The sequence below is a fragment of the Paenibacillus sp. J31P13 genome (assembly GCF_056269295.1).
In genome coordinates this window covers 644072-659720 of record NZ_JBWDNR010000003.1, presented here as the reverse complement: position 1 = coordinate 659720, position 15649 = coordinate 644072, and the positions used below count along the sequence as shown (strand labels likewise).

General features: G+C 45.1%; 8 protein-coding genes. 6 read left to right on the top strand and 2 right to left on the bottom strand.

What is annotated here, in order from left to right; all coding sequences use genetic code 11:
- Positions 1-3: 3 nt before the first annotated feature.
- Both AC0YOD_RS13710 and AC0YOD_RS13705 read right to left on the bottom strand, forming a co-directional pair.
- Entirely contained in the window at positions 4-1581 is a 1578-nt protein-coding gene (locus AC0YOD_RS13710) for a YCF48-related protein (protein WP_475799855.1), read from the bottom strand.
- Positions 1582-2575: 994 nt separating this feature from the next.
- Complete coding sequence (locus tag AC0YOD_RS13705; RefSeq protein ID WP_475799854.1) at positions 2576-7081, bottom strand: S-layer homology domain-containing protein; 4506 nt, start codon at positions 7079-7081, stop codon at positions 2576-2578.
- Between the two features lie 202 nt (positions 7082-7283).
- Here AC0YOD_RS13705 and AC0YOD_RS13700 point away from each other — a divergent pair, with 202 nt between their 5' ends.
- From AC0YOD_RS13700 to AC0YOD_RS13675, 6 genes are all read left to right on the top strand, one after another.
- Entirely contained in the window at positions 7284-8165 is an 882-nt protein-coding gene (locus AC0YOD_RS13700) for an ABC transporter permease (protein ID WP_475799994.1), read from the top strand.
- A 44-nt stretch (positions 8166-8209) separates the two neighbouring features.
- A complete protein-coding gene (locus AC0YOD_RS13695) occupies positions 8210-9088 on the top strand; it encodes a carbohydrate ABC transporter permease (protein ID WP_475799853.1) in 879 nt (292 codons plus the stop codon).
- 73 nt (positions 9089-9161) lie between these two features.
- Positions 9162-10772, top strand: coding sequence for a type 2 periplasmic-binding domain-containing protein (locus AC0YOD_RS13690; RefSeq protein ID WP_475799852.1), 1611 nt, complete (start codon positions 9162-9164; stop codon positions 10770-10772).
- An 82-nt stretch (positions 10773-10854) separates the two neighbouring features.
- Complete coding sequence (locus AC0YOD_RS13685; RefSeq protein WP_475799851.1) at positions 10855-12549, top strand: polysaccharide deacetylase family protein; 1695 nt, start codon at positions 10855-10857, stop codon at positions 12547-12549.
- A 20-nt stretch (positions 12550-12569) separates the two neighbouring features.
- Positions 12570-13808 carry a DegT/DnrJ/EryC1/StrS family aminotransferase gene (locus AC0YOD_RS13680; protein ID WP_475799850.1) on the top strand — a complete coding sequence of 413 codons (1239 nt, stop codon included), beginning with the start codon at positions 12570-12572 and terminating at the stop codon, positions 13806-13808.
- A gap of 22 nt (positions 13809-13830) precedes the next feature.
- Positions 13831-15648 (top strand): NHL repeat-containing protein, encoded by a 1818-nt coding sequence (locus AC0YOD_RS13675; RefSeq protein WP_475799849.1) that lies wholly within the window; start codon positions 13831-13833, stop codon positions 15646-15648.
- Position 15649 lies beyond the last annotated feature (1 nt).

Sequence of the window (15649 nt, the reverse complement as noted above, 5' to 3'; positions counted from 1 at the left end):
CTATTATCTACTCCAGCTTTCCCCGCCGTTCTCTGTCTTGTAAACCTGCTGCACATCATTAGCTTCAATAATAACCCATCCATTCTCATCGTCAACAAATTGTGCATCCTTAATTACAGATTTAATAGATGAAGGATCAGACATGATCCTATTGACTTCGATTTCTTTCCACTTCAGGCCGCTGTCGTTAGTTAAATATAAACGAATCGAATCGTGAAAATATCCTTGCTCAAGACTTACAAAATGAACTTCACTTATTGCCTCTGTCTCCGATTGAATCATTCGTTTCGAGACATTCGACCACTCTAGCGACTGACTCCGTTTTTGGAACACATAGACACATGAATTCATTTGACAGGGAGCCGTCACACTGACCACTTCAGATCCTTTAAACCACTGAACCTTTCCTACCAAGTAAGGCACCAGCTCTTGCTGGAGCTCCCCTTCCCGTAGAGGAAGCTGCACCTTATTCCAGCTAATTCCTCCATTAACTGTACCGTAAAGCCATGGATCTGTCTCCGTCAATACATTTGAACTAATCCAGCCTTTAAACTCATTCGCAAAGGATATACCTTCCTTAATCCCCTTTTCAGGCAAACTGTCATTATGGGCAAGCAATGTCCACGTCGCCCCGCCATCTTTGGTTCCATACAGATCCGCAAAATGATAACTCTGTCCCGCCGCATATGTATTTTTCAACCAACCATGTTGCTCATCCAGCCAGTATATATCAGCGTTATGCCCCTTTAGCTTAGGCAAATCGATTGCTTCCCAACTCTTCCCTTGATCTATGGAATGGATAAGTTTGATTTTACCGCTCGCCTTATCCTTATACAGAAGCCAAATGCTTTTTTTTAGCGTTATGACCTGCTGGATCTGAGACAATATTTTCGATTCCACCTCTACATCTGACCAAATATTGCCGCCATCCTCTGTATACAAAATTCTCTCTTTCGTTGGAATATCAATCGAATACGCCCAGCCGACCTTTTCCGATTGCATTTCAATTTTGTAATCAAAAGACTGCTGCTCCACACCATCCACTGTGCCTGTAGATACTCCTAACGGTTCCACCTTTTGCTCCCCGTTCTTACTCGTAATCACATATGAAATATGATTTAACATCATATATATAGCCTCTTTTCGCTCATCGTCCAAAAAATAAATGATCCGATGAATGCCGCTGCCGCCTTCCCAATCAGGGGCACCCGCTATATAATTAAATGCATTAATTATCGTATTTTCATCCTTGTTTGCTGCTATTATCCTCTTCGCATCATCAAGCTTCAGGCGTCTTGTATCCCTCGGCAATTCTCCAACTATTAATAGCGCGTCCCTCTTCCACACACCCAGCCCCATACTATGATCCCTTTCCAGCTTTCTTATCGCTGCGATCTGCTCTTGTGAAGAAGCCTTCGTCATATACTTTTGATATTCACTATTGCTGAGGCCGTGATTTTCAAATGCCTCCTTCTTCCAAGGCAACCCTCTTTCTAATTTATTTGCAAAAATGAGTACAGCTACACCGAGAGCAATGAACATCAAGACAACTACTATAGCGAGTTTCCTCGATTTTTTCATGGACATCACTCCTTGTTCAAGATTTTGTTAAAGCTTTATACTCAATTAGGCAAGAAAGAACATACCGATAAGGATGTTCAGATTAGGAAGCTGCTTACTCAATAGCTCGTAGGCGGAATTTATCTGTTTGGAGGAAGTAGAGTGCGTAGACGGAATTGATTGCTGCTTGGAGTGAGTACGGGTGCGTAGACAGAATTGATTGCTACTTAAAGAGAGTAAGCGTACGTAAACGAAATTTATTGCTGCTTGGAGAGAGTAAGCGTAGGTAAACGAAATTTATTGCTGCTTGAAGAGAGTATGAGTGCGTAGACAGATTTTATTGCTACTTAAAAGTGAGTCGGAGTGCGTAGTCGGAATTGATTGCTGCTTGAAGTGAGTATGAGTGCGTAGACAGAATTGATTGCAGCTTGAAGTGAGTATGAGTGCGTAGACAGAATTTATTACTGCTTAGAGAGAGTAAGCGTGCGTTGACGGATTTTATTGCTGCTTGAGGTGAGTAGGTAGACGAAAGAATCTCATCTATTCGGCTGGAGCGGACCGTAGTTCCGCTATTTTGATATTTACCCGTCTGTTAAGTGGATTTGCGGACATATGATCCGCTATCTCCTCAAAATGACCCTCTTTCCTTTGAATTTCCACAAATAAAGGATCCTATGTCCAGAAGTACGACATTTCATGCTTATTCGTACAAATAGAGTATCCTATGTCCGCTAATGCCTGCCTTATAAGCCAATACTGTATCATTTTATAAAACAACACTACTATAATTATGTCAGTGTCCCTTCGTTTATTTACGGAATTCATTCATTCGAATCATGCCTATAAACACACACCTATCAGGAAGAAAAAATACCGATTACCCGTATGCAGCTTCTCGCCTGAACTCATTTCTCAACAAAAAAATAGCAAAAAAGCCAGAAACACTCATAAGAGGTTTCTGGCTTTCTGGCAATTCATAAGTACCGACTAAGAATACGCCTACCCTATGATGCTTTTACTTCTCTATTAAGCCTAACATTCTCATTAACAAGGCTACCATTTCCGCTCTTGTAATCGTATCTTGAGGAGCAATACGGTTGCCTTCGCGACCTTGAATGAGACCTGCCTCCACTGCAGCTGCTATTTCTGCTCTGGCCCAGCTCGGAACATCCTCTGCATCTGCAAACAACAGCTCGGCATTCTGAGCCTTCGGCAGCTTAAGGCTTCGAACGATCATGACGATGCCTTCTGCGCGAGTCATCTCCGCCATTGGGCGGAATGTATTATCCTCATAACCGCTAATGACTGACTGCTGAACTAACTGCTCCACATAAGGCCTCGCCCATACTGGTATGTTGCCAGCATCTGCAAAGTCGCTATGATCAGCATCAGCTTTGAAATCCAGTGCTCTGCCTAGCATGGCAGCCAATTCAGCACGAGTTACCTTGTTATTGGGTCGGAATGAACCGTCCCCATAGCCCTTAATAAATCCACGGCTCACCGCTTGTTTAATCAGCGCCTCTGCCCAGTGATTCGTTATATCCGTCAGGGAAACCTCAGGTGTTTCCGGCTCCTTCGGCTTCTCTGGCTCCTCTGGTTTCACAGGTGGAATTACTACTCCTGGCGTTTCAGGGTTGCCCCCGTCTGAGCCCCCTCCAACAACAGCAATCTCAATAGGTGCAGAATTAACGGTAATGCCATCCAGTGTAACCTGCACCGTGATTTGAGTTGTGCCACTTTGCTTGGCATGTACCACACCATTACTATCGACTTCAGCGACCGATGGTTGACTGCTGCTGTATACTTTGACAGCGCCGGATAATTCCTGCGTTGAACGCCCCTTTTCCAGCAAGCCTTTCAATGAAAGCACGGTCTGCTTACCCGCTTCAATACTTATTGCTTCTGTGGACAGTTCAACACCTGTTAGCTTCAGCAAGAGCTCCGGTATGGAATATTTATAAAGGTTCGGGCTCTCCGGATCAGTGAACATATAGAAGCTGCCGAAATCATCTTGTGCAAGCTTACGGACTCCAGAAGCAAGCACCGTCATTTCCTTGGTAGCTGCGTCTACTCTGAAGAAGGAGCCGCCAACCGTTGCATAGACATTCCCATCGCTCCCTGTTTCCATTGAACCGTCAATCCAACGTCCTTTCGCATTAGGAAATGCATTGTCGCTATGAATAATTTGACGTGATTCAATGTCAAAGATGAATAAAGCGCCATTGGCAAGTCCCCAAATATTGCCGTCTGGTCCAACATGCAAAGCGGTAATAGCCTGCTTGCCTTGAACCGGAACAATCTCAAACAGTTTCTCTTTCTTCACAACATCCCAGATGAACAGCACGCCTTCTTTCGCAGTCGGCACGCCGCCTTGTCCGCCGTGGATTGATGTCCCGCCGTATAGCAGCCCATTCTTATAAGCGAATGAAAGAATACTCTGATCGGAAACAACATCCTCATACAGCTCCGGCTCTCCGCCAGCTTCCAAATCATAAACCGCTAATACGCCGCCTAGCATTCCGTTTTTCGGAACCGTACCGACGAATAACTTGTTCAAATCCTCAGCACCACCCATACCAAAAGGCCGATCCTGATTCAAGCCATTCAAGGTAAACAAACGATCTGGATTAAGTTCACTCGAATTTGTTCGATTCCAAGGCTTTGACAGATCATACTCATAGATGCTTGCATTAGGGTAAACACCCAAATACAGCTTGTTATGAATGGATGTCATTCCTTCCCCTTGACCAATTCCTTCAAAGTACATACTCTCCCCAGTTGTAGGAGTGTAGGCGCCAAGGTTTCCCTGCAAGTAACCAGCTGTATATATTTTCCCGTCAGGGCCCTTTGTGATTTCATGAATATTGACAGGCTCAGCCGGCACTTGAACGTCAGTCAGCTTTACATTTCCCGTCTCCAGATTATACTTGTACAGCTTACCCGAGTTGCCGGATAAACCAACCAGACTGTAGCCAGGGAAGCCTTCTTCGTTTAACTCGACAAAGTCATAGCCGATTGCCGCTCCCTCAATGGAAGCGCCAAGTGAATGATAAGTATCGGTATCTAGATCGTATTCAAATAATTGTCCACCCGTTCCTGCAAAATAAATCATATTCGCAATAGGGGATACAGGGGATACACCGCGCGAGAAATTAGTGAACAACGTTGACGTTACTCCTGTATCCGCATTCGTAACCTCAAGCAAATCCCCAGTCTCAATATCGATGACAAACGTTTCATTGGCATTGTTCGCTTCCTTGCGAGCGAATAGCTTGCCTCCGGCAATGTTCAAATCATAAACTGAAACAATGTTTTCAAAACCAGCTGGCAGCAGGTCACGCTTCGCGCCTGTCGCTAGATCGTATTCCAACAATCGAGGCACGTTGCCGACACCAGCATAAATTTTATGTGTCTCTTTATCATACGCCACGACACGAGTCCACCGTTCACCGCCCGACAATGTTGACATCGTTCCGTAGTTTTTGAATTCATTCGTCAACGGATTGTATTGATATAAATCTGCCGTCGGATAAGTACTGCCATACATCATACCGTCCAAGCCAGCAGCCATGGGATAGAGTACGGAATCCTTTGTGGATAGCGGATGTCCCAAGTTAATCAACTCGTCCGTAGACGGAATGTAGCGATAGAGCAAGCCAAGATTGTACGCTCCGAGGTACACGGAACCATCGCTTGATACCGTAACAGACCATGCACCAGATGTGTCTGGCATCGGCATGCTTTTCACAACTTTCTCTGTAGCAAGATCTATCATGGTGAAAATAGCAGGCGCACCCGCCACGACGGAATAAATGACATCTCGGCCTTCTCCATCCTGTCCGACTGCTCCGCGCATTAAGGTTGCTTTGCGTATTTGAGCCCCTAAGTCTTCACCGACGATCGTAATCGAATCATTCGGAAGAGGAATCTCTGGAACCTCATGCTGGCCGCGAAGCAGCGCCACATCATCCACAAAATAGGAGAAGGACTTGCTTGGGCTGCCTGCGAACATAATAGCCGCGTACTGTGTCCCTTCCGGCACGACGGCTGTTACATATTGATCGAACCATACATCCGTTGGTTCTGATACAATATTCCATGCTTGCTTACTGATGTAATTACGCTCCGCGTCAAAAAAACGAACATACATATCGGATGAGCCATTCTCAATCCACGTACGAGCAGCCGCGGTGTATGTTGCGCCAGCCTCAACCGGGACCAGTTCGCTTATCACATTCAAAAAAGTGCCGGAAGTATTTTGAAGATGGAGACTGCTGCTTCCGCTATTGGCACGTTCATTGGAAATGGAAAAGGATGAGGCATCAGTCGCCTTCACCTTGCTCCAACCCGGAATCTCCCCATTCACTGCTGGCTGCTCCATATTACCGTTCAACACCTGCTTCATCACACTAACCTCGTCTAAATAGAATTGAAAAGCTCTCTTAGCACCCGTAATGAGAGAGACCTTCAGCTTGACCCCGCCTTGCGGCACTGTAAATGATCGCTCATAATATTTCCACTTTTCATGATCAGTTGTCGCATTTAAGTAAGCTTGAAAGCTGCTCCCTGACCCACTCTTGAGCTGAACGCCATCCTTGTCGTATACATAGACATACAGACCTTCCATCGTTCCCGCTTCTAAGAAGACCTCTGCTGAAAGCGTATAGGTCGCATTCTCTTCTACATCTATCAAACCGGACTCTATGTTAATAGCACTATTCCCGGCGGTAGGGTCCATACTGGCGTAAAGACTCTTCTCCCCCATTCGTTTATTGTCCGTGCTTACAGATGGTTGTCCCGATACGATTTTCCAGTTTGGAATGATCTCGCTAGCCGCTGCCGGCTTTTCAAACCCGCCATTAACCATCGTTAGCACCAAAGGTTCTGGCTCTACCGGATCAGGCCCCCCTTCGCCTGGTCCACTCTCATCAACTTCTTTCAAATTCACATCATCCCAATAGCTGATCCCCTTCCCGTTTTTGGGTGAGGCTAAAACTACGGTTACATAAGCTGCTCCTGCTGGCGCGGCAGCAGTTATCTCTATCGTTTGCCACACATTGATCGGTGCTGCCTGAAAATTGGGATCATGAACGACAGTTCCGCCTGTGACCAACTTGTTGGCGCTGTCATAAAAGCGAAGCTGCAGCTGGACTGAACCGCTTGCAATGTACACGGAAGATGTGACTGTATACTCGCGTTCCGCTTCCACTGCTGCCTTAACACTCTCGGCAGCGAAATTGACATTGTCCTGATCATTCAATTTCAAACTGCTATTGCCACTATTCTTTTGTGCTGAATCTATCGATAGCGTACCATTCTTACCCATACCCAAAATCTGTGTCCACCCTGGGATTACTCCGTTAACGGCTGCTTCTTCAAAGCCCCCATTAACAAGTTCCATTGTCTTACCCGGAATAGCCTCGGCGCGTACGCCCTGTGGAACACCTGCAAAAGAGAATACCGTTAAAAAGAAACACAATAATAGCAACAAGACCTTTCTTCTCCATCCTGCTTGCAACATTATCCCTCCTCCTTTGAATCATACACATCACAAAAGATGTATACGTGTATATTACATGTATACATACCGACCTGCATATAGTCAAGAATAATAAAAAATATCGTTTTGATGATTGACACCTTTAACGATATGGGTTAATTTGAATACAGGTAAAATACAGGTATTATGAGGTGGGGCTATCGTGAGCAATTTATTAAACAGAATGAAAAGAGAACGCTATATCTATTTATTGCTTCTTCCCGGTATTTTATATTTCATCATCTATCGTTATGTACCCATGGCCGGTCTTGTAATTGCTTTCCAAGACTATAATCCTTTCGCTGGATTTATCAAAAGCGATTGGGTCGGCTTAAAGCACTTTACACACATGTTTGCGAATGGTGAAGTCGTCCGCGTGCTTTCGAACACCATACAAATATCATTGCTGCAAATCTTTGTCGCCTTTCCTGTTTCTATTATTTTGGCGCTCATGCTAAATGAACTTCGGAACGAAACGTATAAACGATTGATTCAATCCATGATTTATTTACCCCATTTCCTATCATGGGTCGTTGTCGTCGGGATTTTCGTCGTTTTCATGCGTGGAGACGGTTTAATCAATTCCGTTCTAGCCAGATTCGATATAGAACCAGTAGACTTTCTAACCAATCCTGCATTTTTCAAACCTATCATAATCATTCAGTCTATTTGGAAAGAAGCCGGCTGGGGAACCATTATTTTCTTAGCAGCACTAGCGGGTGTTAATCCCCAGCTGTACGAAGCTGCGCGTGTCGATGGCGCATCCCGTTGGAGACAGCTGTGGCATGTTACCTTGCCGGCTATTCGCAGCGTCATTATTATTCTCTTCATTTTAAGACTAGGCAATGTTATGGATACTGGCTTTGAGCAAATCTTCCTTATGCTGAATCCCTTTAATATGGATCACGGAAACGTTTTGGATACTTATGTTTACTTCAAAGGTATTCAGCAGGGTAATATCAGCTTTGCGACAGCGGTGGGGATGTTCAAAGGTTTGGTAGGTCTCGTGCTAGTTCTAGCAGCGAATAAATTGGCAAAACGCTCTGGAGAAGAAGGATTGTATTAATCGGTTTAAATGATTCTGGACTAGGAAGAAGGCGAAATCATTTTATGAACAAAAGAACATGGTCGGACAAAATAATCGATTCACTCAATTACATCTTTTTAACCCTTATTGCAGGCTTAATGCTGCTTCCCTTCATACACATATTTTCCGTGTCCTTCTCTTCTCTACAGGATGTGCTCCTAAAGGATTTCATTCTGTGGCCGACGAATTGGGCTGTCGATTCCTACAATGCAATTTTTGCTTCCAATCATTTTATTCGCTCTATATTTGTAACCATCTACATTACCGTGCTCGGTACGGCTGTAAGTCTTATTCTGACTGCAACGATGGCTTACGGACTTACCCGCAATGTACTGGGACAGAGATTCATCTTGCTATTAGTTATTTTCACTATCCTATTCAACGCGGGTATGATCCCGGTCTATCTCGTTGTAAAAGCAACCGGCTTGATGAACTCGATCTGGGCTTTGATCATTCCAAGTGCGATCAGCTCCTTCAACCTTATTGTAATCAGGCAGTTCTTCCTTAGCATTCCTAGTGAGCTGAACGAAGCTGCACTCATCGATGGAGCCAATGAACTGCGATCATTCTGGTCAATTATTCTTCCGTTATCCAAACCGGCATTAGCCACCTTCGGGCTTTTCTATGCTGTAGGTCACTGGAACAAATATTTTGAAGGAATTCTATACCTAAATGATGCAGCCAAATGGCCGATTCAGGTTGTATTGAGACAAATCGTCATTATGAATGAAGCTACATCTACCCTCGGAGCGGACGTTATGCTGCAGCTGGAAAACCCACCACCTCCCGCAACGATTCAGATGGCTGCTATTCTCATAGCTACATTGCCCATATTGGTCGTCTATCCCTTTCTACAAAAGCATTTTGCCAAGGGGGTGATGATCGGTTCCGTGAAGGGCTAGGTTTATGGTATTAAACGTTTTGCGATTCAAAATGATTTGCGTACATTCCAAATTATCGGAGGGGATCTATTCAATGAATTTCAAGAAATCGACCATGTTCTTAGTTGCATTGCTCTTAGTTTTCATGACTGCTTGTTCATCTAATAAGGAGAAAACTCCCGCACCAGCAGAGACTAAAAAGCCGGATGGCGGCGAAACAAGTGCTCCTGCAACGGAAAAGCCTGAAGAAAAATATAAGATTTCAGGCGTGACGTATATCTTTGGTAATCCGCCGCCGAAAGACGGCCGCGGACAGAAAATGTTAAATGAAAAGTTTAATGTTGACTATTTTGCAGAGAAGATTCCGAATGATAACTTTATTGAAAAAGTCACGGCTATGGTCGCTGGCGGCAATATGCCGGATCAAATCAGCTTCCGCTCTGCCAACACGGATCTATTCAATCGTTGGGCTAAGCAACAAGCATTCCTGCCACTCAATGATTATATCGAGGAATTTGATTACTTAAAGAGCATCCCTGAGGAGCTATGGCTGCCGTTCACGGTTGACGGCAAAATTTATGGCATTCCAACCTGGTCCCCTGTTGAATCACAATCATTCATGGTACGCAAGGATTGGCTGGATAACTTGAATCTTCCAACACCTACAAGCTATGAAGAGCTTAAGAAAGTTGCCATTGCCTTCACTAAAGATGATCCCGATCAAAACGGCAAAAATGACACGTATGGTCTTGCAATCGGACAAAACATTAACCCGACATTTGCTATGGGACCTTACTGGCAGCATGACACTTGGTATCACCAAGACGCTAATGGAAACTATATTCCTGGATTGATCTCTGAAGGAAGAAAAGAACTTATTCAAACTTTTAACGACCTTTATAAAGAAAAAGCAATTACGGGAGACTTTGCTGTAGTCAATTGGGCTGACACAAATAATGAGTTCTATTCCGGCAAAGCAGGCGTATTTCTAATGGCTCCTCGCGGAATGTCACAAGATTACATGACAGCATTGCTTGCCATTGATCCAAAAGCAGAATTCGTTGTTCTTGATCCCTTTGAGGCTCCAGATGGCTCCAAAGGCTTCGCAGCTGGTCCGGGCTTCTCCAGATTTTTAACATTGAATGCTAATCTGGCTGACAAACCAGACAAGGTTCGCAAAATGCTGGAAATTCACGGATTCTCTCGTCAATATTATCAAGCTTCCAAAAACTCATCTGATAATAAGGACTTTGACTGGTTCTATGGAAATGAAGGCGTTGGCTATACGCTCGACGAGAACAAAGTACGTGTGCCTTTGACAGAACCAGGCAGCGGTACAGAGCCTTTCTTGTACTTTATTGATAGCACAAGCTGGGTTTCGGCTAGTGACGATGCCGAGTTCCCTCTCGCTTATACGGAGCCAAAACTAGTTGATGCTACGCAACAGCTCGTTGATATTAATAAAAAATATAAGCTGTATTATCCGCCTCATGTAGGCATTATCTCACCAAAAGAAACAGAAGTTGGTGCGGAATTAACACTGCTGTTGATGAATGAACAAACCAAGATGATTACTGGAAATCGCCCTATATCCGATTGGGATGCACTAGTGAAAGAGTATATGGATCGCGGCGGCGCGAAAATCATTGAAGAATACAACGCTGAAATCAAAGCTCGCGGTTACACGGAACGTGTCTGGAAGTAGGCTATGCAGAACAGGAAAAATATGTTGGGCTTCTTGCAAGCCCAACATATTTTTTATCATCTAACTTAAGGTTGTGATTGCTATGAATATGGCTCGAATAGGGGTATGGATAGATAAAGAAGCTGTGGAACATAGACACCGTTACGGCGTCAACGTCTTTCAAAACTATATTGGCGAGATGCTGTCTCATTCGGGGTTTACGTATCAAACACTGGATCTAGCAGAACAAATCAATCACGAGACTGTTGATGTAGTCATTATAGCAGTAGCTAGTGAAAAGAAAGAGGATGTGGAACGGCTCTGGCAGTATATGCTGCAAGGTGGAATCGTCATTTCCTTTGCTGGACTCAGTACGCTTGCCGATCCATTAGGCTGCAGACCCATGAGAGAAATAGCTGTCGGCTATGCTGGACTTCAAACCTCTTGGTATAACGATACGCTCATGCGATGCTTTGATATCCGTCCTTGGGAGAAGGCAGGACAATCCTCTGACTATGACAGCGAGGGAATTGGTTCATGCCGTCAAGATAGTCCGAAAGGCGTGATATGCGGTTCTGTGCTGCAAAGCTTCCAAATCGGCAAAGGGCATTTGGAGCGTTGGTCCGTCGATATTCCAAGCACCATTGTCAGACTTCAACAAGGAAAGAGTCCCATCGTGACAGATGGCTGGCCTGCCCCTGACGGTACGGGCGCTGTAGATGACTGGATATTGAAAGCAGATGATGATATTCAACAGGACTGGGAGTATGATCGACAAGCAACAGAAACGGGCATGGCCTATTTCGCCCATCCTTATGCTGATTTATGGAAGCAAGCATTTGCAGGCCATCTGCTGCACGTCACTTCAAGACAGGGACACGTGCTTCCCTTCGTTGATTATTGGCCAGACGGCATAGAGAGAATCGCCATGATTTCGCATGATAGTGATCTCAATATCGACGAATCCGCAGAAATAACCTTGCAAGTATTGGAGGCACATGATGTTCAAAGCACATGGTGCATGATTGAGCCGGGTTACGCTGATTCGATTTATTCTAAAATCAAGGAAAACGGACATGAGCTCGCTCTTCACTATAATGCATTGCCGCTGGATAACGGTGTCTGGTCCCAGGATGAATTTGCTCGGCAGCTGGATTGGTTCAAATCCGCAACAGGCTCCACCCAATCTCATTCGAATAAAAACCACTATACACGGTTTGAAGGCTGGGGCGAATTATTCGATTGGTGCGAGAAATACGGTATCGAGACCGATCAAACAAGAGGACCGAGCAAGAAAGGGAATATTGGATTTATATTTGGAACCTGCCACCCCTACTTCCCTATCTCCTGGTCAGATCAAAAAAATAGAATGTACAATGTGCTAGAAATCGGCTTCCTCACGCAGGATCTCGATCATAACACCCTAGCAGACAGCAGCGTCATACATCCGTTTCTAGAGGGTGTGAAAAGAGTGAGCGGTGTCGCCCATTTCTTATTTCATCAGGTTCACGTCTTGCGCCAGCCCCCTGTACGCGAAGCACTAATTGCAGTTATTCAAGAGGCTAAGAAAGCAGGATTTGTATTCTGGACGGGTCAACAAATTAATGAATGGGTTAGAGCGAAACGCCAAATTAGCTTGGATGGCATTCATGCGGACGGCAGCGCAGTCTATAGCAACCCTAGTAACATCAGCAATGCTGTCATCTGGACTCCCCTAACCATTAATGAGGCTAATCATCCAAAAGATGAGATTCATATGAAATATGGCATTCCCTGCAAGAAAACAATTATTGAATGACATAGACGAGGTGAAACGCATTGAATTCTGCAAATAGACTCGCGATTCATGGCGGAGAAAAAACGAAAGATACACCCTTTGGGACAGGAAAACGATTTGGACTAGAAGAAGTAAAAGAACTAGTTGAAGCATTGGAGCAAAACACGTTATTCTATCATTTCGGCAAAAAAGTGAAGCAATTTTTAGCAGATTTCAATGCGATGTATGGAGTTTCTTATAGTGTCGCCACCTCGTCCGGGACAGCAGCTCTTCATGTTGCTCTTGGCGCTGCCGGCGTTACAGTTGGCGATGAGGTCATTACGAGCCCGATTACCGATCAAGGAACCGTCGTTGGTATCCTCTATCAAAATGCAATACCTGTATTCGCGGATCTCGATCCCTATTCCTATAATCTTGATGCTGCGTCGATCGAATCACGCATCACTTCAAAAACGAAGGCCATTCTGGTCGTTCACCTAGCAGGAAATCCATGTGATATGGATCCTATTATGGAAGTTGCCCATAAATATAATTTAAAGGTTATTGAGGATTGCGCTCAGGCTTATTTAACGGAGTACAAAGGCAAGCTGGTTGGTACAATCGGCGACTATGGCTGCTTCAGCACCAATGATTTCAAGCATATCTCGACTGGCGATGGTGGAATCGTAACGGTCAACTCCGGACTTGAGGCGGACTATCACCGCACGCATGCTTTCGCGGATAAAAATTATGAGCGCATGGGAACAGAGCTTAATCGGACGCCCAGCAGCCTAGCGCCAAACTATCGCATGACTGAATTGCAAGGCGCGGTTGGCATTGCTCAGCTCAAGAAGCTTCATGCCATATGCCAAAGAAGAAACGAATTAGGCAGTAAATTGAACAATGGACTTCAAGACTTAAACGGACTAACTGTGATGTCCATTCCCGCTGACAGTTCATGCACCTATTGGTTTTATATGTTCCGCTTAACTGAAGAGGAGCTTACATGCAGCCGCGAGCAATTCTGTGAAGCACTTAGCGCAGAAGGCATCACGAATCGAATGGGCTATATTCCTGATGTCGTCTATATGCAGCCTATGTTTCAGAATAAGCAGGCCTACTTGGGAAGTCATTTCCCTTTTGACTTGTCCGAAGTTAGCTATGCTAAGGGCACTTGCCCGCAGGCAGAAGCGATTCTGCAATCCGCCGTTCAAGTACCGATTAGTGAGTTTTTTACCGATAAAGATATAGAGGAAACGATTGCGGCAATTCGGAAAGTGACATTATTTTATCAAAAATAGACGATCAGGGGAGGAATCCCGAGTGGGCTTTACCGATTTGGGCATACCGGTTGATGCAGTGGAATCAAGAACCGCCGCCATCTGTACCAATGCTGCCGGCGACTGTCGCGTCGTTATTGCGGCTAAAGGTTTCTTGCTTGTCATTGACCCTGTGACAGAGGAATGTCGACAGCATTCTTTTCCAAACCATCATTCTGAATATCCATACGATACATTCAGCAGCAGGAATGGCATGTTTTATGTTGGAGCTGGTTCCCTGTTTTATGCGTTCGACCCTTTCCAGCTAATCTACGTAGATGTCATAGCTGTCGATGATAAAGATGAGCTTTGCGGCTTCAGCTACGCGGAGAACGAACAAGGTCATATATTTATGGCATCCTATCCGCATAGCCGCCTTTATCGTTATCGTCCCATTGAGCGGGATTTCACCTCTTACGGAAGTATGGATGACGAGCAGAAGTATCCCTCTCATATGGCTGTTGACGCTTATGGCTGGGTTTATATTGGAATAGGCACAACGAGAAAAAATATCATTGCCTTCCATACTGAAAGCGGATTAAAAAAATCGCTTCTATTAGACGAAGCTAGAACGATCGGGATGGGGTGTGTGAGACAAGGCCCCTCCTTACAAGTCTATGCGCAATTGAATGACCAGTGGGTACGCGTTGAGCAAGGCAGCATGGTCGAGCCGCTGCTGACTGATGAAATTCCCGCTTCCTTATACACAGATTCTGAAATAAGCTTTGGGAAATTCCATCGCCAGCTTCCCGGTGATTGGAAGGTGCTCAGCCACAGCTTATCGGATCGAGAACTCATTATGCAGCATGAAACCACAGCGCAATTAAGGACGATCAAGCTGCGTTATGTATCAGAAGGAGCCATGCTCTCTCCTCTTGCACTAGGACCAAATGAGGACATATACGGGACGTCCAATCATCCCTTGCACTTCTACACCTATGATTCACTCTCCCCTGCTTCTAAGTTAATAAACTATGGGGCGAGGATCATCCAGCATGGCGCTGGCGGCAATATTGCTGCCTATGCCGTCCAAGGGAATCTCCTTATTGGGGCTGCTTATACGCAAGGACGCCTGCATCTCTACGATGTAACCAAGCCGATTCAGCTCCATGAATCAGAGCAGCGCAACCCGATATGTATTGCCGAGCATGTTGAAGTCCATCGTCCCAGATGCGCAATTGCCCTGCGTGACGGGGAACACATTGCTTATGGAGGATTTCCTGGCTATGGCATGGTTGGCGGCGCACTATGCTTCTACAACCTTAATACTGGCAAAGATCAGCTTATTCCGCATACGATGCTCATATCGAATCAAAGCACGGTTGCTTTAGCAGAAGCCAGCGATGGAACACTGATTGGCGGAACAAGCATTGAAACGCCGGGCGGTGCTGATCCAAAAGCGGAAACCGCTTCTATCTATCTATTGGATTGGCAAAAAGAAACCGTCCTTCGCAGCTGGCAGCTTCGCAAAAACATTCGCGAATATTCTATGCTGCTTATTGATGCTAGAGGATGGATTCATACGTTAACCTCTTGCTGCGCTTATCTGGTGTGGGACCCTATCGAGGAGGCGATCATTTATGAAACCGACTTATCGGAATGGGGAGCCATTGTAAGAGCTGGTTGGCAGCTGTGTCCTGAGGATCAGTGTATATATGGCGTGATGAGCCAAGCTTTATTCAAAATCCCATTAAACACCTTGAAGCCGGAAAGGATTGCAGTTCCAGCTGGCGAAATTACAGCTGGATTCGTCAAACGGAATAACGAGCTGTTTTTTGCAATCTCCACACATTTATGGAGCTATTCATTACAGAAGGAGTGAG

What these genes read in the sequence shown, in the direction of transcription:
- AC0YOD_RS13710 (WP_475799855.1), bottom strand. Translation starts at nt 1,581, where the DNA reads ATGAAAAAATCGAGGAAACTCGCTATAGTAGTTGTCTTGATGTTCATT.
- AC0YOD_RS13705 (WP_475799854.1), bottom strand. Translation starts at nt 7,081, where the DNA reads ATGTTGCAAGCAGGATGGAGAAGAAAGGTCTTGTTGCTATTATTGTGT.
- AC0YOD_RS13700 (WP_475799994.1), top strand. Translation starts at nt 7,284, where the DNA reads ATGAAAAGAGAACGCTATATCTATTTATTGCTTCTTCCCGGTATTTTA.
- AC0YOD_RS13695 (WP_475799853.1), top strand. Translation starts at nt 8,210, where the DNA reads ATGAACAAAAGAACATGGTCGGACAAAATAATCGATTCACTCAATTAC.
- AC0YOD_RS13690 (WP_475799852.1), top strand. Translation starts at nt 9,162, where the DNA reads ATGAATTTCAAGAAATCGACCATGTTCTTAGTTGCATTGCTCTTAGTT.
- AC0YOD_RS13685 (WP_475799851.1), top strand. Translation starts at nt 10,855, where the DNA reads ATGAATATGGCTCGAATAGGGGTATGGATAGATAAAGAAGCTGTGGAA.